General features: G+C 41.6%; 18 protein-coding genes and 2 tRNA genes. 7 read left to right on the top strand and 13 right to left on the bottom strand.

What is annotated here, in order from left to right; all coding sequences use genetic code 11:
* The first annotated feature begins 2 nt into the window (after nt 1–2).
* From pglX (BM008_RS01880) to brxL, 7 genes are all read left to right on the top strand, one after another.
* On the top strand, nt 3–1,862 hold the full coding sequence (gene pglX / locus BM008_RS01880) for a BREX-1 system adenine-specific DNA-methyltransferase PglX (protein WP_091932405.1): 1,860 nt from the start codon (nt 3–5) through the stop codon (nt 1,860–1,862).
* A complete protein-coding gene (locus BM008_RS01875) occupies nt 1,859–3,391 on the top strand; it encodes an AlbA family DNA-binding domain-containing protein (protein ID WP_091932404.1) in 1,533 nt (510 codons plus the stop codon). Before pglX (BM008_RS01880) ends, BM008_RS01875 begins: the two co-directional genes overlap by 4 nt.
* Nucleotides 3,381–5,093: a BREX-1 system adenine-specific DNA-methyltransferase PglX gene (pglX, locus tag BM008_RS01870; protein WP_091932402.1), complete on the top strand. Its 1,713-nt coding sequence runs from the start codon at nt 3,381–3,383 to the stop codon at nt 5,091–5,093. The genes BM008_RS01875 and pglX (BM008_RS01870) overlap by 11 nt, the downstream gene beginning before the upstream one ends.
* A gap of 146 nt (nt 5,094–5,239) precedes the next feature.
* On the top strand, nt 5,240–6,502 hold the full coding sequence (locus BM008_RS01865) for an AAA family ATPase (protein ID WP_091932399.1): 1,263 nt from the start codon (nt 5,240–5,242) through the stop codon (nt 6,500–6,502).
* A gap of 13 nt (nt 6,503–6,515) precedes the next feature.
* Complete coding sequence (locus BM008_RS01860; protein ID WP_091932396.1) at nt 6,516–7,115, top strand: RloB family protein; 600 nt, start codon at nt 6,516–6,518, stop codon at nt 7,113–7,115.
* Between the two features lie 48 nt (nt 7,116–7,163).
* Nucleotides 7,164–9,782 (top strand): BREX-1 system phosphatase PglZ type A, encoded by a 2,619-nt coding sequence (gene pglZ, locus BM008_RS01855; protein ID WP_091932394.1) that lies wholly within the window; start codon nt 7,164–7,166, stop codon nt 9,780–9,782.
* A 20-nt stretch (nt 9,783–9,802) separates the two neighbouring features.
* Nucleotides 9,803–11,842: a protease Lon-related BREX system protein BrxL gene (gene brxL / locus BM008_RS01850; RefSeq protein ID WP_091932392.1), complete on the top strand. Its 2,040-nt coding sequence runs from the start codon at nt 9,803–9,805 to the stop codon at nt 11,840–11,842.
* Nucleotides 11,843–11,940: 98 nt separating this feature from the next.
* Here brxL and BM008_RS01845 read toward each other — a convergent pair whose 3' ends face one another.
* From BM008_RS01845 to BM008_RS01785, 13 genes are all read right to left on the bottom strand, one after another.
* Nucleotides 11,941–12,597, bottom strand: coding sequence for a hypothetical protein (locus tag BM008_RS01845; RefSeq protein ID WP_091932391.1), 657 nt, complete (start codon nt 12,595–12,597; stop codon nt 11,941–11,943).
* A gap of 154 nt (nt 12,598–12,751) precedes the next feature.
* Entirely contained in the window at nt 12,752–15,802 is a 3,051-nt protein-coding gene (locus tag BM008_RS01840; protein ID WP_091932389.1) for an ATP-dependent helicase, read from the bottom strand.
* A 186-nt stretch (nt 15,803–15,988) separates the two neighbouring features.
* Nucleotides 15,989–16,525: a hypothetical protein gene (locus BM008_RS01835; protein ID WP_091932388.1), complete on the bottom strand. Its 537-nt coding sequence runs from the start codon at nt 16,523–16,525 to the stop codon at nt 15,989–15,991.
* 259 nt (nt 16,526–16,784) lie between these two features.
* A tRNA-Ile gene (locus BM008_RS01830) sits at nt 16,785–16,859 on the bottom strand.
* A gap of 20 nt (nt 16,860–16,879) precedes the next feature.
* Nucleotides 16,880–16,952 (bottom strand) — tRNA-Asn (locus BM008_RS01825).
* Nucleotides 16,953–17,224: 272 nt separating this feature from the next.
* Complete coding sequence (amrS, locus tag BM008_RS01820; RefSeq protein ID WP_091932386.1) at nt 17,225–18,241, bottom strand: AmmeMemoRadiSam system radical SAM enzyme; 1,017 nt, start codon at nt 18,239–18,241, stop codon at nt 17,225–17,227.
* 110 nt (nt 18,242–18,351) lie between these two features.
* The gene (locus tag BM008_RS01815) at nt 18,352–19,242 is read right to left on the bottom strand and encodes a DUF7289 family protein (RefSeq protein WP_143072237.1); all 891 of its coding nucleotides are present in this window, start codon (nt 19,240–19,242) and stop codon (nt 18,352–18,354) included.
* 36 nt (nt 19,243–19,278) lie between these two features.
* Entirely contained in the window at nt 19,279–21,225 is a 1,947-nt protein-coding gene (locus BM008_RS01810; RefSeq protein WP_091932382.1) for a type II secretion system F family protein, read from the bottom strand.
* An 8-nt stretch (nt 21,226–21,233) separates the two neighbouring features.
* The gene (locus BM008_RS01805; protein WP_091932380.1) at nt 21,234–22,925 is read right to left on the bottom strand and encodes a type II/IV secretion system ATPase subunit; all 1,692 of its coding nucleotides are present in this window, start codon (nt 22,923–22,925) and stop codon (nt 21,234–21,236) included.
* A 121-nt stretch (nt 22,926–23,046) separates the two neighbouring features.
* Complete coding sequence (locus tag BM008_RS01800) at nt 23,047–23,946, bottom strand: carbohydrate kinase family protein (RefSeq protein ID WP_091934080.1); 900 nt, start codon at nt 23,944–23,946, stop codon at nt 23,047–23,049.
* 13 nt (nt 23,947–23,959) lie between these two features.
* Nucleotides 23,960–24,301, bottom strand: coding sequence for a DUF555 domain-containing protein (locus BM008_RS01795; protein ID WP_091932379.1), 342 nt, complete (start codon nt 24,299–24,301; stop codon nt 23,960–23,962).
* Nucleotides 24,302–24,376: 75 nt separating this feature from the next.
* Nucleotides 24,377–24,658, bottom strand: a complete 282-nt coding sequence (locus tag BM008_RS01790) for a DUF357 domain-containing protein (RefSeq protein ID WP_091932376.1) — start codon at nt 24,656–24,658, stop codon at nt 24,377–24,379.
* Nucleotides 24,659–24,689: 31 nt separating this feature from the next.
* A complete protein-coding gene (locus BM008_RS01785) occupies nt 24,690–26,450 on the bottom strand; it encodes an ATP-binding protein (protein WP_091932373.1) in 1,761 nt (586 codons plus the stop codon).
* Nucleotide 26,451 lies beyond the last annotated feature (1 nt).

Below are 26,451 nucleotides of genomic sequence, written 5' to 3'. Positions count from 1 at the left end.
TCATGGACAATGCAAAAATCATTAAATTCTCAGATACTGTGCGTGAAAAGCTCCTGCATGAAGTGAAGGCGAGGGCTGCGTTCTATGGCATCCATCCAAAAGAAACACTCCCAGTTGACTCTGAACACTCGGATTCCATTGTTATTGGCGGTAAGGTCTTCAACAGGAAGATCAAAGACCAGCGTGAACGTCTGGTCAAAGAGGTTAATCACAAGGGCTATGAGCAGGTGATGGACGAGGTCACTTACACATGGTTCAACCGTTTTGCTGCCCTGAAGTTCATGGAGGTAAACGATTATATTCCGGTAAAGGTGTTCACTGCAGATGATGCTGAAAGGACCGAGCCTGGAATTATTACACATGCTATTGAGCTGGATTTTTTGGACCTTGATTCTAATCTTGTGCTTGATATGAAGGCAGATAATAAGGATGAGGAATTGTACAAGTACTTGATACTGAGACTGTGCAATTACCTGAACAAGACCATGCCTTTCATGTTCGAGAAGATCGAGGACTATACCGAACTCCTATTCCCTGAGAATTTGTTACATATTGATTCCATTGTAAAAGATATCAATGAGATGATCCCTGAGGATCACTGGAGGGAAGTAGAGATCATCGGATGGATATACCAGTATTATATTGCTCCCAAAAAGGATGATGTCTTCAAGAAGCTGAAAAAGAATGTGAAGATCAGTAAGGAGAATATCCCTGCAGCGACCCAGTTGTTCACTCCTCACTGGATCGTTCGTTATCTTGTGGAGAATTCACTGGGTCGCTTATGGATGCTTAACAGACCCAGTTCCAGGTTATATGAACAAATGGATTATTACATTAAGCCAGAGGAACCTGAAACGGATTTCCTGAAGGTCAATTCCCCAGAGGAAATCAAGGTGTGTGACCCTGCATGCGGTTCAGGACATATGCTGGTCTATGCATTTGACCTGTTGTATGCAATCTATGAGGAAGAGGGCTATGACCATTCAGAGATCCCGGAGATGATACTGACCCATAATCTCTATGGCATCGAGATAGACGAGCGTGCCAAAGAGCTGGCGGCTTTTGCGCTTGCCATGAAGGCCAGGAGAAAGAACCGCAAGTTCTTCCAGAACCCTGTACAGCCTAATATATGTGCACTGGAGAGTGTTTCTTTTGAGGAGGGTGAACTTAATGCTTATACTGATGCTGTCGGACGTGAGTTGTTCACAAACGACATTCGTGCTACATTGCTCCAGTTCGATGAGGCTGATAATTTCGGTTCTCTTATCATCCCTAAGGTAGAGGATGTTACAGATATTTTGAACTTGCTCAGATCAAAGAACCTTGCTGGTAATCTTTCCATCTTAAATACTCATCAAAAGGTTCTGCAGGTGCTGAAGCAGGCAGATTATCTAAGTCCAAAATACCATGTGGTAGTTGCAAACCCACCTTATATGGGTGGTAAGGGAATGAATGACAGGCTTAAGACATTTGCCAAGGACAATTATCCCAACAGTAAATCTGATTTCTTTGCTATGTTCATTGACCGCAATCTTGACCTTGCAATGAAGAAAGGAATGGTTGCGATGATAACTATGCAGAGCTGGATGTTCCTTTCATCCTTTGAGAAACTCCGTGAGAGCATTCTGGATGAGCATACAATACTGTCTATGGCACATCTCGGACCACGGGCTTTTGACAGTATCGGTGGTGAGGTTGTTTCCACCACTGCTTTTGTCCTTGAGAATGACCAGCATCCGGATTATAAGGGAGCTTATATCCGACTTGTGGATGGTAACAGTGAAGCAGAGAAGGATGGAATGCTACGTGATGTGGTTATGCAGGTAAGAAACTCTGATGCTTATGGTATGGAGGTTCGATGACCCTACCAGCATCTCAACTCATTTCCATGCAAGAAGGAAAGACGCTTGAGTTCAAGCGTGATATATCCTCGCCAAAGAACATTATCAAGACGCTTGTGGCGTTTGCCAATACTGCCGGAGGGCGTTTGCTGATAGGGGTTGAGGATGACAGTAGAGAGGTTCGTGGTGTTGAGAATCCTCTTGATGAAGAAGAGCGGCTTTGCAGCCTCATTGCTGATAATATTGCTCCACGTCTGGTGCCTAATGTGGAGCTTATATCTGTTGAGAATAAGACTTTGCTGATTGTAGAGGTGTATCCGAGCGGTCAGCGTCCTCACTGGGTGCGAAAGGAGGGACCTGATGAAGGTGTTTATGTACGGCTGGGTTCTACTAACAGGAAGGCTGACAGGGAACTTATTGCAGAGCTGAAGCGTACAGTTACGGGTATTTCTTTTGATGAACAGGTTCTTGTAGACAGAACTGTAGATGACCTGGACTTTGACGCTGCGAAGGTTTGTTTTGAAAGGCACAGGAAGCTGGTGGAAAAGGATCTGGTATCTATGCGGCTTGTTGCCGAAGATCAGGGACATCTGGTTCCTACTGTTGGCGGAATGCTGCTGTTCGGTAAGGACCGGGAGATGATATTCCCGGATGCATGGATACAGTGCGGAAGATTTGTAGGCAAGGATAAGGCGGATATTTTAGATCATATAGATATTCATGAACATCTCCCCGTGGCTGTTGAGAGGGTAATGGAGTTTCTCAAGAAACATGCGATGAGGGGTGCGGATTTTTCGGAATTGAGACGTAGGGATGTCTGGAGCATCCCATTGACGATCCTGCGTGAGGCGGTGATCAATGCAGTTGTGCATTCGGATTATTCACAAAGGGGTGCCCCTATAAGAGTTGCTTTTTTTGACGACCGCATCGAGATAGAAAACCCGGGCATTCTGCTGCCGGGCCTGACGATTGAGGATATGCTGCAGGGTGCATCCAAGATACGCAATCATGTGATAGCGCGTGTATTCAGGGAGCTTGACCTGATAGAGCAATGGGGCAGTGGTGTTCGCCGCATGTTCAAGGAAGCGGAAATTCTAGGGCTTCCACAACCGGAGATCATTGAAATTGGAATGAGGGTCAGGTTCATTGTCTATCTTGAAGAATCCATTGGGGTATCCACAGAAAGTCATGTTGGTAAAGAAGAAAACGCACGCTGGTCAGGTGAACAAGTAACCGAACATGTAACCGAACATGTAACCGAACATGTAACCGAACATGTAACCGAACATGTAACCGAACATGTAACCGAACAAGTAACATCTTTGGTCATCTGCCTTGAAGATAAGTCATTAGGAAGAAGAGAAGCAATGCAATATATCGGTATAAGTAGTCGCCCTACATTTGTTTATGATTATCTGCAGCCCGCCATTCAGGCCGGCCTTGTTGAAATGACACAACCTGATTCTCCAAAAAGCCCGACCCAAAAATACCGCCTGACACCCAAAGGCAGGAATTTCCTAACTAAAGAGGTAGCAAAACATGACCAATAACACTTCATCAACCACCCCCGTCCCCAACTTCTACCGCGCCTCTGCGGCTGATTTCAAGAAGATTCCCGGCAGTCCGATTGCTTATTGGCTTTCAGAAGAAGCATTTAGTATTTTAGACAAGACTACACCACTTGACAAGATAGCAACTCCCCGTAAAGGAATGTGCACCAGAGATAATGATTATTTTGTTCGTTCTTGGTCAGAGGTTGCAGTTAGTAGAATAGGATTTGACTGTAAATCTCGTGAAGATTCAATCAAATCTGAAAAAAGATGGTTTCCCTATCAAAAAGGGGGAGAATTCAGACAGTGGTATGGGAATCACATAAGTGTTGTTGATTGGGAAGATGATGGTTACAGGCTTCTTCACATGGAAGAACTTGGGTGGAAAGGTAATTCAACTAACCACAATCTTGAGTACATATTTTCACCTGCTTTAGTATGGTCGAAAATAACTTCAGGAACTCCATATTTCCGATATTCTCCAAGTGGATTTTTGTTTGATGATGCTTCAGGACTGTGTCAGATTCATAACTATTCTAACATGTATACTATTCTTGGTTACTTATGTAGCAAAGTCGGGCCTTTTTATATGAGTGTTATCAATCCCACTTTAAACATTCAACCAGGCAATATGGCATCTATGCCTGTTTTGCTTCCAGAGGTTTCAACAAGTGTAGAAGATATTATTGAACTGTCCAAGTTTGATTGGGATTCCTACGAAACCTCTTGGAATTTCACAACTCTTCCACTTCTCCAACCCGAATACTACACGTCAACCCTCCGCGAAACCTACACCAAACTCCGCACCCACTGGAAAGAAATGACACTGGAGATGCAGAGACTGGAGGAAGAGAACAACCATATTTTCCTAGAAGCCTACGGCCTGCAGGACGAGCTTACACCAGATATGCCACTTTCAGAGATTACGCTAACATGCAATCCATATTATCGCTATAATGGAGACAGGAGCGAGGAAGAACTGGAAGCATTGCTGCTTACGGATACGATAAAAGAGTTCATTTCCTATTCTGTTGGCTGCATGTTCGGACGTTATTCGCTGGATAAGCCGGGACTGGTGCTTGCAAACCAGGGTGAAAAGATAGGAGATTATCTGGAACAAGTGCCGGAACCTAGCTTCATACCTGATGCGGATAACATCATACCCATACTTGAGGATGAATACTTCGAGGATGACATTGTTGGCAGGTTCAAGGAGTTTCTCAAAGTGACCTTTGGAGAGGATACGCTTTCGGAGAATCTGGATTTCATTGCAGAGGCTCTGGGTGGCAACGGTAAGAAGTCCTCGGAGGTTGTGATAAGGGACTATTTCCTGAAATCGTTCTACAAAGATCATCTGAAGATGTACAAGAAAAGGCCAATCTACTGGATGTTCAGTTCAGGGAAGGGAAAGGCATTCAATGCGCTCATTTACATGCACAGATACCGAACTGACACTCTTGCAGTAATGAGGACGGATTACTTGCTGGAGCTTGAAGGGAAGTTGGATGCTAAGAGAGAGATGATACAGTCGGATATTGGGAAGGATGCTCAAGAGAAGGCGAGGTTGGGGAAAATGATCGAGGAACTCATGGCTTATGATGAAGTGCTGAAGAATAAGGCTGATGCGTATATTGAGATCGATCTGGATGATGGGGTGAAGGTTAATTATGAGAGGTTTGAGGGATTGGTGGAGAAGATATGATGGGATGGCAGGTAAAGTATGAGTTTGAATGAAGCATTGGATTCCTCTAATAACAATTAATTTAAATATAATCATGTTTTATCTTCAATATACACGTAAAAATCACAAAAATTGCAATTAAATCAGCATAATAGGTTGTTATTGACATGTTAATTGAATTCAAAGCTGAGAACTTTCGCTCAATAAGGGATGAGATCACTTTTAGTTTACTGGCATCATCTGATAGGGTGCTTGAGGAGAATCTGATCGAGCCGGATGCCTTGAAGAAGAATGACAGGCTGGTGAAAAGTGCTGTCATTTATGGGGCTAATGCATCTGGAAAGAGCAATGTTCTTTTAGCTATGTTCAACCTGCAAAATCTGGTGATGACATCGGTCAAGAATCAGGACGGAGATTTGCTTCCATTCGAACCGTTTAAGCTGACACCGGAATGTATGTCAAAGCCCAGCAGGTTCAGTGTGTTTTTTATCAAGAACAACATCAGGTACAGGTATGCTGTATCATATGACAGGACAAAGATAATCGATGAAGAACTGTATTATTATCCTAACAACAGGGAAGCACTTGTCTTTGAAAGAAGGAATACTACTGAATTCAAATTCACGATTGATAAAAGAGTTCAGAATGATATCTCAAAGAGAACTCTGAGTAATGTCCTTTATCTCTCCAACTCAGCACAACAGAATTACGATAAGACCCTGGAAGCCTTCAAATGGTTCAGGGAAGACCTAAGAGTAATTGGTGCAAGGACATTATCAGAGCAGGGTGAATACACAATCAGAATGCTCAATCAGGATGATGACTCGAAAAAGGCCATCCTGAGATCACTTGAAAGAGCAGACCTTGGTCTAAAGGATATTATTGCAAGTATAGAAGATATAGACCCAACAGAACTTCCTGTTGAAATAATGAACCATCTACCACGAAGCTTTGAGAAAGCCAGTGGGAAGTTGCAAAAGATAGACATCAACACATTCCACCTTGCAAAAGATAAAGATGGCAAGGAACACAGTATCTCATTTGATTTCAATACCGAAGAATCCGATGGTACAAGGAGATTCTTCACTCTAATAGGACCCTGGCTCAATGCACTGAATAAAGGGCAGGTCTTGTTTGTAGATGAGCTGGAACTAAAGCTGCATCCAATGCTTAGTGAACATCTGGTAAAACTCTTCCATGATAAGAGTTACAATAAGAACAATGCCCAGTTAATAATAACAACTCACAACACCAACCTGCTTAACGATGAGCTCTTTAGAAGAGACCAGATATGGTTCACAGAAAAAGATACGGATGCAGGGAACACCGATCTTTATTCACTTCTGGAATTCCAGGTTCGCAAAGATCAGAATATCCTGAAAGGATACCTGATGGGAAGATACGGAGCACTTCCATTCATCTCATCCTAAGAGGGTTATTGACATGCGAGACTATAGCCGGAGAAAACATGGTCAAAGACCTACAAGGAATAAAATGCTCGTCATCTGTGAAGGTGAAAAGACCGAACCAATGTACTTTGAAAATTATAGGACCCCACAGAACAACGTCGATGTCATTCCTATCCCATCAAGCCGTAAAGATGTAGGAAGCATTGTTAAATTTGCCAAAAAGAAGGTACCGGATTTGGATATCAATGGTGGAGATTCCATCTGGTGCGTCTTTGATTGCGACGAGAACACAGATGCCAATATCTCAAAAGCATACAGGGATGCCGAAAGATCCATCAATATGTGTCTCTCAAACCCCTCCTTTGAGCTCTGGTTCCTTCTTCATTTTAGCTATACAGAAGCATCACTTCAAAACGAAGGTTTGATAGAACTTCTAAAAAGACAGATTGTAGATTACAGTAAGAGCAGAGATTACTTTCAAACTCTTGAGCCTCTAACAGATACAGCAGTTAAAAACGCTAAAAAACTGGAAAAACTCCACCTTGATAATGGAACTGATATAAATAGTACTCAAAGCAATCCATCAACACAAGTTTACAGAATAATTGAGGTAATAAGACACTTCAATAAATAACCTTATAAAATAATTATCACATATTTCAACAATACTGGATATCAAACAATGTTAAACCCCGAAAAGACCACTCAGAGCATACTTAAGAAATTCGATACACTTGGCGAGTTCGAGAAAAGGAAGATTGTCTTCTGGTATGATAAGGACCCAACGGCAGATGAAGAAGGTCTATCATATATACGCGAGGCTCTGGGAGAAAAGGGAATTAAGCTACATGTGCTGGACAATAACTTCTTTGCAACCAAGAAAATGCTGGAGAAGGATGATACAGAGTCCAGTTATCTAATTTATTCAGCTGAGGCTGAAAGAGACCCGACACTGAACTGGCTACTGGACATACAGTTGTATTCTGGAAGGTTCGAGAACAGCAGGATATCTGATATCAAGAGTGAGTTTGGGGTTGAAGGTTATGACCTGGATGGTTTCCTTGAAAAACATCAGCAGTTCTTTTCAAGCAAGAAAAGGGTGGAACCTCTTAAGAGGATGTACCAGAGCGACTGGAGGAAAGAAGAGTTCGTACTCGGGTTCCTGGGGGTGCTTTCCAGCTCCTCTACTACAGATCTTAAGGAGATTATCAGGAAGATACTCATAAACTCATTGGACGAGAACACCAACACTGTATGGGAGGAAATAGTCAGATTCGAGTTGGTGGAAGAATTTTGGGACATGGTGAACAGATACTTTGGATATAGCTCCGAAGAACCTACATTGAAGAAACTCTTCCTGAGTTTTCTTATCACTCATATCTCAAGGAACACGAACATCAACCTCAAGAAGTACAAGGCTTACACTAATTCCCTCAGTAACGAATGTGAGATATTCATCAGAGGCTGGATGGACAACTCCAAAGACTCAGGAATCTTTGATGAGTATTGTGGGATGCTGCTTGAAAGTGATGACAAGTTGAAAAAGTACCTTAACACTGAAGTCCAAAAATATGATGTCATTGACTATATAGAAGCTGAATCTCTGGCTCTGTTTGATAAGCACATCATCCACAAGATAGTTGATGAGCTGGACAACGACAAAGAGGACTTTGACGGCTATCTTGAATGGATAGGCAGCAGGAAAACAAAACATTGGTATCCTGACTTCGAAAACATCTACAATGCTCTGGAATATGCTGTAAGACTGTACCAGTTTGCAAAGGAGTTCAACGAAGAGAATCTCAGCGACCAGAATCTCAACCGCTTCTTCAGGAACTACACTGAACGTTATTATCTGATGGACTATTACTACCGTAAGTTCTACTACTATCATGATAAGGACAGGGAAAAAGAAGACCTGAAATCAACAAGAGAAGGAATCGAGAAACTCTACAATAACAGGCTTCTTGACAAATTGCTCACACGGTGGAGTGAACTCATCTCTACTGAAATGAACGGACGATGGAACATTGAACTCATCGATCGGCAGGACGAGTTCTACAAGCTCTACATAAAGAACATTATCAACCGTAACGACAAGGATAAGATAGCAGTCATAATCTCCGATGCCATGCGCTATGAGGTCGCTGCAGAGCTTCAGGACGTCCTTAACAAGGACACCAGGGGTACACTTGAACTCAAGTATATGACTAGTTCCTTGCCATCTTATACTAAACTGGGAATGGCCAGCCTGCTCCCGCATGAAAAGCTGGAATACAGGAATCAGAGTGTCTTTGCAGATAGTATTAGCACTGAAGGAACAGATAACCGTGGTAAGATACTGGGGAAAATGACACCTGATTCCATTGCCATAAATTACGAAGAGTTGCTGAACTTAAAACAAAATGAAGCCCGTGAAAAGTTCAAAGGTATAAGACTCTTCTATATCTATCATGACAAAATAGATGCCACAGGTGATCACTCTGCATCAGAACACAGTGTCTTTAACGCAGCTGAAGAGACCATTTCAGATGTGAAGATGATCATTGAAAAACTAACTAATTTCCAGATCATTAATAACCTGATAGTAACAGCTGATCATGGGTTCCTATATCAGAGAGATTCATTGGAGAGCTATGATAAAGTAGAAACAAGTAGTTTTGACAAGGAAAAAGTAGTTGCTTCAAGTAAGCGTTTTATTTTGAGTGAAGAAGATATCGATCTTATGAACGTACATAAGTTCAATATGAACTATGTTATAAAATCACCATCCCAAAATGAGTTGTTTGCCTATGTTCCCCAGGCTGACCTTAGATTCAAGATGCAAGGAGCCAACAAGAACTTCGTCCACGGAGGAGCTGCTCCTCAGGAAATAGTTGTGCCAGTGCTCAAGTATTCATACCAAAAGACTGCTGATCTCGAAAGAAAAGGTATAAAACACGGAAAAGTAGGCTTAGCCGTGATCAATGCAAGCAGGAAGATTACAAGCAGCCCATTCTCAATTAATATTCTTCAGACCGAGAAGGTCACTGATAAGTTGCTTCCAAGAAGGTTCAGGATAGCACTGTGGGACATGGACGGCGATGAGTTCAAGGTGAGCGATGAAAAGCTTGTAATTGCTGAAAGCACGTCAGATGAAGCTGCAGACCGGCAGTACAAAGTAACTCTCACATTGACCGGTGAGATTGAGAATAAGGTATATTATGTAAGATTGATAGATGAAGAGCCAACCGATATTGACAGGGAGATCATAGACCCTATGCCTTTCGAAGTAGACCTGTTAATTGTGGATGATTTTTGAAAACATATTGAGCGGATATCATGCTGGCAGAAGAAGCAGACATTGGAACTGATGAGAAACTGAACTTGCACTTCCAGGGAAGAGTTGTCAGGAAAGATCTGACAAAACTGGTAAAAGTAGGCCATAATGTCCCTGTCTATGTTCTGGAATACCTGCTAGGTGCTAACTGTGCCACCAATGATGAGGACCTTATACAGCAGGGTGTCAAGAAAGTCAAAAGCATCCTGTCAGACAACTATGTGCGTCCCGATGAAGCCGAGAAGATAAAATCAAAGATAAGAGAAACTGGTTACTACACAATCATCGATAAGATCACTGTCAAGCTTAACGAAAAAAGGGATATCTACGAGGCACTCTTCTCCAACCTCGGACTAGCAAAAGTGGAGATCGATCCGGAATACGTAACAAAATACGATAAGCTTCTGGGCGGTGGAATCTGGTGCATTATCAAAATGGAATACAGTCCAGAAATGGTACCTTCCCCATTTGTCATATCAAGCCTAAAACCCATCCAGATCCCAAACATCAATATCTCTGAAGTTATTGAGCAACGTAAGAACTTCACCAAGGACGAATGGATAGATGTTCTTCTCAGATCCATAGGTATGGAGCCAACACAACTGGAGAACTCAGCAAAATGGCATCTGTTGGAGCGTATGGTCCCTCTTATTGAGAACAACTATAATCTCTGTGAACTGGGTCCACGCAGTACTGGAAAATCCCATATCTACAAAGAGATCTCTCCGAATTCTATACTGATATCCGGTGGACAGACAACCGTTGCAAATCTCTTCTACAACATGGGTACACGTCAGGTAGGTTTAGTGGGACTCTGGGATGTTGTAGCCTTTGACGAGGTAGCAGGAATCCGCTTCAAGGATAAAGACGGTATCCAGATACTGAAAGACTTTATGGCCTCTGGCTCCTTTGCAAGAGGCAAGGACCAGATCAACGCCAATGCATCCATTGCCTTCGTAGGTAACGTTAATCAGAGCATATCATCATTGCTCAAGACCTCCCATTTATTCTCACCATTCCCTGAAGCAATGAACAATGACAGTGCATTCTTCGACAGGATACATTACTATTTACCTGGATGGGAAGTTCCAAAATTCAGACCAGAACATTTCACTGACAAATACGGTTTCATCGTAGATTACTTGGCAGAATTCCTGAGAGAAATGAGAAAACGCTCCTACAGTGATGTAATATTCAAGTACTTCAGTTTCGGAAATAATCTCAACCAGAGAGACGTAATTGCTGTGAAAAAGACATTCTCTGGGCTTGCAAAACTCATCTATCCCGATGAGAATATCTCAAAAGAAGATGCTCAGGAAATACTCGAATATGCACTTGTAGGAAGACGAAGGGTCAAAGAGCAGTTGAAAAAGATTGGTGGTATGGAATTCTTTGATGTGAATTTCTCCTACATCGATAACGATGACATGGAAGAGCACTTTGTCAATGTCCCTGAAAGCGGAGGAAACAAGATAATACCACCAGGTCTTACAAAACCAGGTCAAGTCTATGGAGTAGCTGCAACAGACTCAGGAAAGATAGGCATATACAAGAGTGAACTCCAGGTTGTTTCAGGTTCCGGGAAATACGAAACTTCCGGTCTCAGTTCTAACTCCAAAGCAAAGGAATCTGTCAAGACCGCAATCAATTATTTCAAGGCCAATGCCAAGTCCATAAGCCAATCGATCTCAACCAAAGAAAAGGATTACTTCATGAGCCTGCAGGATGTCTATGGAGTAGGGATATCTGATGGTCTGTCACTGGCTGCTTTCATCAGTCTTTGCTCAGGAGCACTTGAAAAACCAGTTCAGGAACAAACAGCAATTATTGGGACTATGACCATAGGTGGTTCCATTTTGAATATAGATAATCTATCTGACCTTCTGCAAGTATCTCTTGATGCTGGTGCTAAGAAGGTTCTGATTCCTGCATCTGCTACATCTAAATTGGGAACTGTGCCACCGGATTTGTTGAGTAAGTTCCAGCTGGCGTTTTATGCTGATCCGATTGATGCTGTGCACAAGGCTTTGTTCTTTGGGTGATTTGCTTTTTGTCGATGTGCAAAAACCCTTAGTATGAGCAGTTCAACACAAAGAGAAACAATAAAAAATTTGTATATAGATAAGAACTCTACTGAGGATTAACCAATTAAAATCTTAACAATGGGAACTGTTCCAATAAAAGATGCTACTTTACTAACTCCACCCTTTATAGAATGACACTTGGACTTTGTAAAATGCCATCTTTCAATTTGGTTAAATTTTTTGTTTAATTCTTCAATGTATTCATCTTCGCTTATATCCATATTAAGGACTTTGTTAACACAATCAAATATTTCATCGAAGACTTTTTCATAATTATTTTCAGTTTTCAAAAATTGGAATATTGCGCTGTCTTCACTTTCAAAGTTTTGTACAAAAACCATACATGGCAGTTCTCTTCTTCTAATACCCCATTTTTCAGCGATATCATATGATACATCCCTATAACTGATGTCAATATTATCCCACTCCTCTTTTATTTGATTATAATCTGAACCAAGGAGATCCTTCCATCTTTTTTCCCAAAATTTACCCCAGTTTTTTGGGTTTTCAAATAAAATAATAAGACATTTATCGCCACTGACTGCATGTATATGTCCCCCATTCTCGTACAAATATTCAGCCAATATTCTGTGTGATTCCCCTGTACCATAAAGAATAAAGCAAAATATTTCGAATTTATGTTCAATGTATTTACTAATATTCCCTGATCCAAGTCCGGTACCATCACTAAAATCTTCAGGTGCTACCCACATTTTGTCATCACTCCATTGTGTATACTTAAACCGCTACTATACTTTTGTGCATTTAATATTAATTTTTAATCTGTAATTTAAATAACTAGCGGTTTTACTATACAGTCCCTTCTATAATATTCTTAAAATAAAATATTATCCTGGTAATACCATTCTAATAACCACATATTCCCTTATAATCACAGAACCGACAATTCGGCTTCTCCTTCACTTCAAAGTCTTCTTCCAGTATCCGACCTACAATATCCTTAATTCTATCAACAACAACCCCAACACCCTCCTCGCTCACATCAATTAATCTCATCTCTGCAACACCAGGATTCACATACATATGACCTGCCTTCACTGGTAACTTACCATACATTTCCCTTACAGCAGTGCAATAAAGAGCTATCTGGACATCATCAAGCAACTTATTCCTGGAATAAGGAGTCTTATTTGTCTTGTAATCGATGACAATATAATCCCCATCAGGTGTCACATCTAAACGGTCAATGGAACCTCCAAACTTAGCACCATCAAGACTCAAATCGAACCATTTCTCGACTTCAATCGTCTCATTGGGATTAGTACTTTCAAAATACATCCAGAAATCAAGCATCTTTTGCATTTTGTCATGTTCCTGATGTTCCTGTGTTTCAGAATCAAAACCAGAAGGATCCCATATAGACTTAAGTAGTCCTCTCGCTACAGAAATATCAGGGCTTTCTCCCTGCATCATCAACCTGGACATTTGCTCATAAACTGCATGAACATCCGTACCTACCTGGAAGAAGGTCTTTTGTGGTGTTGGTATTTTGAGCACATAACTATACTTGAACTTAAGCGGACAGTCTTCATACATCTTAATAGCTGATGCAGAAAAACGCATATCATCTTTAACCAATGGAGGTAACTTGCCATCAACCATTAATTCCAATTCGCCTGAAGGAACTGGATTTAAACGCAGAAGCTCTGAAGCATCAAAAGCTTGAAGGTTACCATTTGACTCAAGTTCCCTGATCTGAGCAAGCATAATCAAAGACTCAATAGCCTGTTTTATCTGTCCCTGACAAGTATATGTTCTTACAAGGCGTTCAAGTTCGTCCTTTTTCCTTTTCAATGTAGAATCCTCAACGACATCGCAGTTCTCCTCATAGTAGGGAGCTTCAATGAAAGTCACAAGTGGATTGTCCATATATCCAATATCCTCAAGGAACTCGCTTGGTTTCACACCACGCTTATTACCTGTATACCTCTCAGGAAATACAAGGTAAAGTTGTTCCTTTGCCCTTGTCATTGCCACATATGCAAGCCTTCGTTCCTCTTCAAGGTGCAAGGTTTTGTCATTAGCATCTCTTTGCACACCCTTTGCCAGCTCAGTAGGAACAGTAAACTTCTTACGTGTGAGCTGAAGTGGAAGATGCCTTGCAGCCATATCACATACAAAAACAACCTTTGCTTCCTTACCTTTTGACTGGTGTATCGTCATTATCTTGACAGAATTGTCATCACTGGACTCTCCATCTTCAATTTCAAGATTAAAAACAAGGTCTAAATGTTCAATGACCATCTCAAACTCAGAACCACCATTGATAAGTTCAAGATCTTCGACCATGGACACTAGAGAATTAAGGATTTTGATATTCTTTCTGGATTGAACAGTGTCCTCTTTTAGTTGTGACCGATAAATATCTGTCATATCTGTAAGCAGGTATTTGACAGTGTCAGAAGGTAGATGATTTTTCTTAAATTTAGTAAGCTCATCAAGTCTTGTAATAATGGATCTTACAAGAGGTTCCTGGGTAATACCAGCTTCTTCAAGATGATGTAACAGAACAGAATAGATTCCATCACCCTGGCTATCCTCTTCTTTAGTTAACTTGCGTGCGAGCGTATTAATCTTCTGAAGATTATGTTCACTTAAGCCTTCTCTGCCAAATATCTTTGCAAAGGCAACACCATTATTAAATGGGTCTGCCACCACTCGCATATAGGCAATTGCTTCCTGAACTATAGGGAATTGATTCAACTGCAATGAGCCAACATATTCTGAAGGTATGAGGTACTTATGGAGTGCATCACTGAATTTTTTACCGTCAGCACGTTTCCTTGTCAGTATGTAAATGTCTTTAGGTTCCAATCCCTGTTCATTGACAAATTGGTTGATCTCTGATGCTACCCACTCGGCTTCACTTACATCATCTGGTGCCTTTACAACCTTGACATTTGAACCATCACCATTATGTGAAACAATTTCCTTTGCTTCCCTTTCTGGATTTAAACCAATTAGTTCTCTTGAAAGATCAACTATCTGAGAACTGGAGCGATAATTCATTTCAAGAGCTATCTTATTAAGTTCAGGATAATACTCCTGTAACTGTTTGATATTGGAAAGGTAGGCACCACGGAATCTGTAAATACACTGATCATCATCAGCCACGCATGTCAAGTTATTACCGTCTGCTAGTAGACTGACCAGATATAGCTGAGAATAGTTTGTGTCCTGGAATTCATCTACAAGAATGTAATCATAGTTGCTTTTTACCTTATTTCTGACAACATCATTAGACTCTAGTAGTAGACATGTCTTTGAGATCATGTCACCATAATCAAGGAAGCTATTGTTATGCTTATATTGCTGGTATTGATCATAGAATCTAGCAAAATCCCTTAATTTCAGAAGAATATCGACTTTCTCTTCATCAAGTTCTGTACCTGAAGCTAAATGAGCATCAACATAATCATGAACAGCCGAAGGCAGGATGAGATGATCCTGGAATTGAGAAACACCTTCAAGCAGGCTGTCTATAAGGTCATAAGGAGTAGGAGGGATAATAATAGTTTCAAATCCGAAGGAATCCACATTTTCTATCCCCCATACATTTGCATGTTCTTTAGAGATGATCTTTGCATTAGAATTTGTACCTAAATCAAAGGAGAATTCTTTGATAAGATTGTTACAAAATGAGTGAAATGTGGATACATTGATGCTGCTTCCAGTACCAATTATATTCTCAATCCTTTCCTCCATTTCTCCAGCAGCTTTTTCAGAGAAGGTCAATGCAAGTATCCTTTCAGGAACCAGACCTTTTTCTATTAATTGTACGACCTTTTCGGTGATTGTGAAAGTCTTTCCCGAACCCGGACCTGCCAAAATAAGTAATGGTCCTGTTGTATATGAAACTGCATCTAATTGCCTGGAATTTAATTTTGCTTCACCCAATCTTATCTCTCCTTATTAAAAGTCAAATCTTCAATTTCACTTTCATCCCATCTACTAGTTTAATTAGAAAACATCAGCTTTTAATTATTAATATAGTTGATACAATTAAGTTCTTTTGATTTTGTCATATGATTTTTTCTAATCCGTGAATGAAAATCTGTCTGTTTTCAAGTATAAGAGAGAGATTCACCTTCTTGGTTTGATGTAACATTCCCTCATTGGATAGCTACCTGCTGTTCTGGGTGTATTTCTATTACGCTTTGCCCTGTCCTTTGATTCCTTAAATGGAGATAGTACCACCCAATCAAGTGCAATTTTCATCCCTATCATAATATAGGCAATAGGTTGATCACCATATGGAACCATTTTAGCATTTATTCTTTCAAATGCAGTCATTTCATCATTTAATACTGTTTTATAAGGACCGAGATTTTTCTTTACTTTGGATATTTCTCTGTAAACTTCCTTTGTTGATCTCATTCCTTTACTAACAAAGTTACAGAGATCTATTTCAGTTAGTATCCAATCAGTAGTATCCATCCTATGCTTAGTTTCAAAAGAAGGAGAACCTAATACCCATTCTAATGCAATAATCCTTCCTTCTATGACAAAATCATTAAAAGATATGCAAGACCCGGATGTTTTCCTTTTTAAATCGACAAATAAGGGTCTTTTGCGTTTTAATATTGTAAGCTCCCATTCTATTTTTTCTTTTGATTTCATTCTAATCCCTATAAATCCCTTAAAGTTTTCTAGGAGATAACAAGATATTAAAATATAAATATTTAACATAAATATAGAGATACTTACTAAGAAGAAAAGTAAAAAAGCTACTAACTATTTGTTAATAACAAACATTGATTTTGAATAAAAATATTCACTATTTAGAGTTGCCCACAAAAGGATAGAAATAAAGAGACAAATCATCCTAGAAAATCGCTCAAAAAATACAGCCATACTAGGACTATTGAAAGTTTTTAAGTGGGCCTAACCGGATTCGAACCGGTGGCCGCTCGGTTATGAGCCGAGCGCTCTAACCTGGCTAAGCTACAGGCCCAATACGAGAAGAGTATGAAGCGCCGCAAACAGGGCTCGAACCTGTGACATTCTGGTTAACAGCCAGACACTCTACCAACTGAGTTATTGCGGCTCTCAGCAAGGCGCTTAGGCGCGAATTCCTCTAATGCAGTTATTGCTTTTAAACCTTTTGATTGCACGGGCATTTTACCCCATTTTTCCTCATTTTTAGGCCTTCAAAATGGAGTCATCATAATGATGATTATAATATATGGTTAAATGTATATGTTCCAGTAGAAACAAAGGGGTTGAAACGGACCTAACGTAGATAAAGGTAACCTATAGTAGTTACATAATAAAATAAATATAAAAGAAGTTTGCTGCTAGGGGTGATGAATAAATGCCTCAATGCCCGGTCACAATGGCAATTTGCCTGCCGCAACGTGGGCAAGTGCGCTCATCGGTCATCCTGTTAAGCTCAACACTGAACATTCCCCTCTTTATAAGCAATTCTCCACATTGAGGACAAAAGGTATTCTCATACTCGGTTCCCGGTACATTACCAACATAGACATATTGCAGGTCTTCCTCCCTTGCAATATCATATGCCCTTTCAAGAGTTACCAGCGGTGTGGATGGGAGGTTCTGCAACTTATAATATGGATGGAAGCGAGTGAAATGAACTGGAGTCTCACGACCAAGGTTCTCACGTATCCATACACACATCTCCCTAATCTCATCAGGCGAGTCATTGAGTGTCGGAATGATAAGGTTGATGACCTCAACATGCATTCCAAGTTCCCTTGCAAGCTTTGCAGACTCAAGGACAGGTGCCAGCTTCGCACCTGCGATATCATGATAGAACTTCTCCGTGAATGCCTTGATATCCACCCTGAAAGCATCAAGATACGGAGCTATCATCTCCAGTCCTTCCCTTGTGATATATCCATTCGTTACATACACGGTCCCAAGTCCGGCTTCCTTTGCCAGCTTTGCACAGTCATAGGTATACTCGAACCATATAGTAGGCTCATTATACGTCCATGCGATAACCTCGGCCCCGGAGGCCAGAGCTCTTTCAACAGCCACCTCGGGACTCATCTCGATAGCATTGGACTCATCTATATCTATCTGTGATATCGTCCAGTTCTGGCAATGCTTGCACCTGAAATTACAACCGATCGTCCCAAGGGAATAGGCAAGCGAGCCCGGACGGAAATGGAAGAGCGGCTTCTTCTCGATCGGGTCTACAGCCTCACTGGATACAACATTATAGTTCAGGGTATACAGGACCCCTTCCCTGTTCTCCCTCACAGCACATAATCCCCTCTTACCCAGAGATATCCTGCACCTGTGACTACAAAGTCTACACTGGACCTTTCCACCTTCAAGCCTGTCATAAAGCATCGCCTCTCTGATCATAAATGGCACCCAATAGAAGATTTGCCTTGATCACTGATTAAGTTAAGTATTGAACGATATCAGAACGAATACTAAAAATGAACAATGTGACCTGATTAAAAAGAACATTTTCATGTCAGAAGGTTCAGGTTCACATCAAAGATGGATTTTGTCACATTGAGCTTAATATCCTCTCCTGCATCACCTTCCAGGAAGAAGACCACCACAGAATCATTGTAACTTATTGAATAGTCCGCAGCATCGATCCCGGAATCATCTGTCATTGTCTCAAAGAAAGTTACCCATGAGGACGGATGTGATGTTCTCAGGGTCATAGTCATATCTGAGAATAGCAGGCCCTCCCAGTAAAGGGAATCGGAACCATTTGTCCTGAAATTAAGTTCTTCAACAGAACTACTGCTGATACTTCTAGTAGGACCATTGATATCCAGTGCATTGACATACATCGTGATATTGGTACCATTTTCCGTCCTTTTCATAGACATCTGTGGTTCAAGTCTCATCAGTGAATTATCATTTTGGGAAACAATAAGAGCACCATTCTCATATGTAAATACCTGGTCCACAAAATAATTGTTATTGGATACATAAGTGATAGTACCAAGGTCCAGCAGCAAAGGATCACTATTATAGTATAGACCCGGTGTCATCGCTACTATGCTCATATCAAAGTCCTCATCATTTATCGCCAGCCTGCCACTGGACTTACCTGATGCGAAAATTGGGATGGATCCACCGCCCATTTTGACAGGTACACTCACTGCAAGGGTTGTTGAAGGTTCTGTCAGAGAATATGCCGATAATATGTCAACCTCGTTCTTCATCTCAGCCATATCATAGAAAACATCATCCATATGCACCTGTTCAGCAGTGGTCTTCCATTCAGGAACATATTGTACATTCACAACAGTGATCAAAGATACAACGATACCAAGAAGAAGCACAGCTGATACCACACTGGAAATGGCACTGTCACAATTGCCCATTCTTTTTATTTCCATGATATTCTCCCTTTTCTGTGTTCTCATATGTTGGCCTCAGATAAGTACTGTGAATATAATATAAGATATTGACATCATCATAATAGAATGTTTGAGCCCTGACTGGATAGTACCGCTGCCCATCTTACCTGCAACAAGGCCTGAACAGAATCCCTGGATCATAGCAGCATGGAAGAATAACAAAGTATATTTCTCGAGATCGAAATCAATTATAAGAGATGCTCCGGCCATGGCATTCTCGGTAGATGCAGGCATAGCCGGAAGGAAATAAGCTGCAAGTATGTAAACAATGAACAGGAACACCATGAATGCTATATAGATGATGAAAACGTAAACGAACATCTCTGCATTACGTTCCTTTTTGAGCTGCCTCTGCATATCAGCATCGTGTGCTGCTATTGTCAGAACGGTCTTAATGTCACTGGTTGCCTCATTGGCCTTGATAATAAGTGTAATTATACGTCTTGTCATATCAGTTCGGATGCGATATTCGAACTTCTTCAATGCATCATCAAGTTTTGTACCCCATGATATGTCATTAACAAGCCGCCTTACCTCTGAATGAAGAACACCTATCTTCAACTGCATGCTCATGATTATAGCATCGACAAGAAGGATACCTGCTTCATTGATACTTGCCAGATTGTTGAGGAAATCAGGGATACTTGACTCTATCTGCTTGATACGATATGTACGAAGCTCATCAAATATAACAAAAGGTATCAACAGGATGAGTATGGCAATGAATATGTGATCATCTACGATACTCGCTGTTAGAGTATTGAAATTCCTGAAGTAGATTATATTGGCGATCCGCACATATTCGCTCACAGTGAAAAAAGCGTATATAGAAGCAAGAGGCACAGTGATAAAGAAGACATATGATGGCTTACTTGTAAAGAAGCTCAACGGATGCATAACTTTATCCATTGTCTTTACAAAGAGCATGTAATATCTGATCATCTTCCTTTTTTGTTCTTCATCTTCATCACCCTCTTTTAGAGGTACCTCTGAGAAAACATCTAGTTTTTTCTCCACGGTGTAATAATCTGGAACCTTGGGATTATCATTAGCTAGTGAATTAAGGAGAATGAGGAAGAACACAGTACCTATAGGAATAACGATATAGACAATAAAATCAAGGATACTGGCAGAGTTCGGATTTACAAGACCCAGTACTACAAGTATAGTGATAAGGAAAAGAGGACCTGCCACAAAAGCAGAGATATACACTTCTGCGAGAACTCCAAGGGTCTCAAAGAAGATCTTCTGTTCCTTAGTGGCTGTCAAACGATACTGGTCATTCTTTGCCTTTAAATATGAAGTGATGTCTCCACCACTGGTCACAACGGAGGTCATACCATCGAGAAAGTCCTTGAACTTCTTGGATGATGTACGCTGCCCTGCCCTGTCGAATGCATCCAGAAGATCAGTGCCATAATACTCCATGTCCTTTACTATGAACCCTACCTCTTCAGCAGATGCACCGTAGATATAGTAGTTCTCAGACAGGGACTTCATAATATCCAGAAGGTTCATTCCACCACCTCTGCTCATCGCATAGAGATAGGCAGTTGTATGTGGTAGTGATTGATTTATGAGAGTACTTCGTACATTGGCCTGTACCTCAGGTATGGATATGAATATGAAATAGGTAAGATAAGATACTACCAGAGAACACATAACAGCAACAACAATACTGATGAAGAAATGGAAATTCGAAAGTATCACAGGATATGTATTTTCAAGACCAAGGACTTCAGGAGTGACATCTCCCAGGAAGAAGTATCCGGTCAGAAGACCTGCAAACCCTGCAAGTAAAGCCATTAAAGATGATAACAGATAGATCTGGGCAATATACTGCTCAATGAGTATACCCATTCCCGCCTTACGGATCAATGCCCTCTGGTAATCATAACGATGAATATGTTTGCGGACATATTTTCCGAAGATAAGATATGATACAGAATCAATGATATCCATACAGGCACCTACAAATTCTGCTCGAGCAGCGATACCAGTGTATCGTTCCCGATAGCTTCGAGGACATTTTCCGGATTGGCATCATATGCCTGTACAACAAGCGATATACGCACATAGTCCCTGATACCATTGTCACGGAGATAAGCAAGTATACGGGCCCTGTTATCAAGTTCTTCTGATAATCTGCCCCTGTCCCAACCCCTTGCTACCATGATCTTATTGAGAGTATACGAATCACCGTTGCTGATGAAAGTATCAGTTACCGGGTCCCATCTGTATAGCTCATTTATGCGTATATATCCGGTCTTTGTATCTATTCCTGTGAACTCCACAAGACTCTGTGTCCTGCGTACTCTTTCATTGTTCACGAAGGTCTGTATCTGTATGCTGAGTATATCCAGGGATTGTAGCATCACATGAGGAACATTCAGAGGAGGACTGTCAAGCCTGTTAACAACGGTCTGCACATCACCGGCATGCATGGTGGAGTAGGTTGCATGACCAGTTGATATGGCCTGGAAAAGCGTAAGTGCCTCTTCACCCCTGATCTCACCTACAAGTATGTATTCAGGTCTTTGCCTGAGTGCAGAGCGAAGCAGATCGTACATTGAAACCTCACCTGCATTAGCTATGTTCAATGGCTTACGGGTAACACCGGCTATCCAGTTATCATGATGAAGGGTCAATTCCCTTGTATCCTCTATGGAGACCACTTTGGAAAGAGGCGGGATGAAAAGTGAGACAGCGTTGAGCAATGAGGTCTTACCAGATGCAGTACCACCTGCAAAGATGGCACAATCCCCATTCTCGATGGCAAGCCAGAAATATGCCATCATCTCAACGTTACAAGTATTATAATTGATAAGATCGATCGGAGTTATAGGGTCACCCCTGAACTTCCTGATGGTAAAAGAACTTCCTCTTGTGGTTATTTCCTTACCCAGGGTTGCCTGCAAACGGGAACCTTCCGGCAGGGTCGCATCGACCATTGGCTCACTCACAGATATGTGTTTTCCACTTTTCTGGCAGAGCTTTATTACAAGAGAATTGAGTTCCTCTTCCTTGAAGGACACATTTGTCTTGATGTTCCTGTACCTGTTATGATACATGAAGATGGGTATACCGATACCATCACAGGAGATATCCTCTATGTTAGGGTCGAGCATGAGAGAATTGATACGGTCAAAACCCAGAAAATTACGTTTCAGATAGTAAAGGATACGAAAAGTAGAGGGCATACCCAGACTGGCATGGTATCTGTTGAAAAGTATCAGTGCATTTTCCATAAGCACTGTTTCTTTACCCTTTCGGGAATTTACACCACCAAGGCTCAGGATATCCTGCAAATCATCATACACCCTTTCAAGAATATCTTTCTCATAAGCTGTTAGTGTGGGTTCCACTACATAATATCTATAGATATTACCTCTTTCAATGATAGAAACAAAAGAATAAGGCTCATTTACCCAGTATCGCTCTACTTCGGTAAAACCTTCAGGGATCTCGAATTCTACAAGTGTTCCATGCTCTTCAGGGTCGTAGACAGGAAGACTGGTACGTGGATATCGAATAAAATGAATGCCTGCCTTGATGCTGTCGACCAGAGAGGAAAATACGGACCTTTTATCAACATTGTTACCAGACACATCATCTGAATTTGTTGTTCCTGTATTGTCAGCAACTGATCCAAGTTCCATCATCGATTATTATATAATGCTATGTATATAAAAAGTCTTTGATATCTATAATATATAATATCGCCGCAGAATAGCAAATACTAAAATTGGATCTTATAAAAAAGAAGGGTATCCCTGGAAGGGATCACTCAATTTCAGGAAATGTACCAAAGTTCTCTTCATATCTTGCCTTCATGACATCCCATGTTGGAAGGTCTGTCTGACAACCTATGTTCTGAACTGCAAAAGAAGCTACTGTTGAACCGATCCTGCCACATGCTTCCAGTGGGTATCCACGAGTGTATGCAAGCAGGAAACCTGCTCTGTAAGCATCTCCTGCACCAGTAGGATCAAGAGCCTTTACAGGAACTACAGGTATAGTGACCTCAGTTCCTCCATTGTAGATCTTACTGCCACTGGCATCATAGGTCACAACAACGGTCTCGATCATAGCAAGAATGTCCTCAAGTGACCTGCCTGTCATATCGCAGACACGCTGGATCTCATGCTTGTTAGTGAAAAGGATATTGGTGTTCTCAAGGATGCTTTCGAGATTCTCCTTTGAATAAGTGACAAGATCCTGTCCCGGATCAAAGGAAACAAAGCCTGCTTTTTTAGCGATCCTTGCATTGTATGTGGAATCAGATGTTGCAAGATGAACAAAGTCAACTTCAGGTGGTTCCAGTTCTTTGAGCTTTATGGATGCTCCCCAATGGAAATACGTGCTCTGATGGTGGTCCCTGTCAGTGAACACAAAAGCTCTTGTGCTCTTTTCCTCAGGGAAACGGTATAAAAGGGAAAGGTCAACACTGTGCTTCTCAAGTTCTGCCTCATAGCCTGATGATGCAAAGTCTCCGCCAACTGCAGATATCAACTGTGCATTACCACCAAGGATGGCAATGGCAATAGCGATATTGGCAGCTCCGCCCCCATAATACTGGTTATAGTCTATTATGGGATGGGATTCATTGTGGATAGCGATGTTCTCAACATCGAAGAGCAGGTCTATGGCAGCATGGCCTACAACAGTGATCGTCCTGTCCATCTCAGATACGTCCTTACTCGAATTCTCCGACATCCACAACTGCGAGCGGTACATCCCTAAGTGCTCTGCCGATAACTGACTTAGCGATCCTTGCTGCGTGTTCAGGACTTTCTGCATCGAATACCTTCATCTCAAGAACAAGACCGACTATAGCGGTATTTGCAGCAATGAACACACTGCTGAAAGGTTCTTCACATGCAGGACAGAATGTTGTTCCGATATCTACCTCGACATAGTCAAGTTTAGGATTAAGGCGCTTTCCCGCCTCAGATATAGCGACGCCTATTGCATCGTCTGCTGATTTTACGTCTCTGACCAACCAGGCGGCTTCAAGTGTAACATGATAATTTGACATTAGATCTCTCCGATATATACTTCATTTCTTCTTCAATTTTCAAGTAAATTCAATATTAAATTCGTCCTTATTGACCTAGATCGTGAATAACACATCGTCATCAACATCGAACAGGCCAAGTCTTGCTCCCGCATCAAGCCATGCATGACCGTAACTGAAGCAGACAAGTGCATTCACAGGGTCATCCGATTCAACGAAATGTAACCCATCATTATAGTATGAACTTGCCATATTGTGGTAGTCACCGGCAACTTTGTACATGTGTGATTGAGGGATCGGGGCGAATTTTGCCTTTTCCAGAGCTTCCCTTAATAGTCGCTCATATCTCTTAACTTTTTCATTCAGGTCAGCAGCCATAGTAACCACACATGCCTCAACAGCCTCATAGTTAATTATCTGTTCGCCCGAACAACTTCTTGAATAACTTACCGCCAGCCTCATTGCCAGCCTCATTACGGGGTGCTCTTGATGGTTTTCTCTTTGGAGGAGGAGCAAGGTCCTTTTCCTTACCGGGAACTTCCATGACAGGCACATCGACCATTGTAGCATTTTCATTGGCAGCTACCGGCACACTTACAGGTGGCATTTCCCTTCGGACCGGAGCAGGGGTGGAAGGTTCAGGTTCATTATACGTGATCTCTGGTGGCGGAGGTGGTGTGACGGTCCTTGCGGCCTTGAGAACATTGACAGACTCACCGCCGTGTTTGGATTTCCTTATCCTTATATCTACAAGCACCGGACGTTCTATCTCATTGCTCACAAGCATGGCAACACCAGGTGGCAGACGCATAAGTTCTTCCTCAACATAGGAAGTAACACCTTCAAGACCCTTACTGATAGCCTTCAGGTCGTTAGGGTTTGTGACCTTCATAATGACCTGTGTACCACACTGAGAAAGCACGTTCTTGTCAATCCTCGCAGGTCTCTGGGAGATGACCATCATACCAAGACCGAACTTCCTTCCTTCTGATGCGATCGTCCTGAGGATATCTGTACTTGTGGTCTTACTGAATCCCTTTTCAGGTGCATAGTTGTGAGCTTCCTCTACCACAAGCATACCCGGCGGGATACGGTTGAGCTTACGTGACTCGAAAAGACTTGAACAGAGACTGGCCACTATCATGCTCTGGAGCTCAGGTGCAACTCCCTTGAAATCGATAACTGATGCCTTTCCCTTCTGGAACAGTTCCTCAATTGATGTGGGATTAGGTGAAAGTATATTGGTATCCCTTATCTGTTCGAGGGCATTGATAACGATCCACTTTGCTTTGCTCTTATCATTACCAACCTCGAATATGATATCATCTATGGTGTATGTCTCCAGCTCTGTACGTACCTTCTGTATGGCCTCGTACAGTATACCGGTATGTGTGGTCGAGAAATTATCCGGGAAGATCGCTGTCAGGTCATTGACCGTTAAATTCATCCCGTTCAATCTGAAAAGTTCATCAGCATCAGGATTAAGCGCCTTGTTGGCAGGTGTGTATACCGTTATGTTCGAACCATATCCTTTTGGTTTGACACCGAAACGGGAAAAATCCTCTTGACTACCCTCGCCTTCAACCTTCAGTGAAGAGTACTCACTGTGAGGGTCCAGAATAAGAAGCGGAATATTATGGTCAAGCAATTCTTCGAGCAATACCGATGCAGTATATGATTTACCACTACCGGTCTTTGCAAGTATGCTACAGTGTTTCTGCACAAGACTGTTCACACTGAGCTGGACCTTGATATTGGTCCCTTCCAGCAGACCGATGCTCATCTCATTACCGGTAAGTCCAAGAACAGACCTTGTCAGCCCTTCATCTGCTGCAAATATCGGACTTCCGGGACTGAACGGGATCACAGGTGCCCTGAGCATACCGAGCTCATCCCTTGAACCGATTATCATAATCTCTGCAACGATCTTATCATCGCTCTTATCGGTACGCTGACCTTTCATGGCCTCTTCTATGGAAAATGAGTCACTGTATCTTTTTATCGCCATTACCTGTCCGAGTACCCAGGTATGGTCCTTCTCATCCGAGGAAGCATCATGCCATACTTTGACGTATGCTCCTCTATACACTTTAGAACTGTCGAGAACCATCACTTTGAACTCAAAGGTTCCGGTCTCTCCAAAAATTACGCCTACTGAACCTCTTACCATT

Origin of the sequence: Methanolobus profundi, assembly GCF_900114835.1 — an archaeon.
In the GTDB taxonomy this organism is placed as follows: domain Archaea; phylum Halobacteriota; class Methanosarcinia; order Methanosarcinales; family Methanosarcinaceae; genus Methanolobus; species Methanolobus profundi.
The sequence above is the reverse complement of the archived record's forward strand: the minus strand, read 5'-3'. Positions and strand labels throughout refer to the sequence as shown.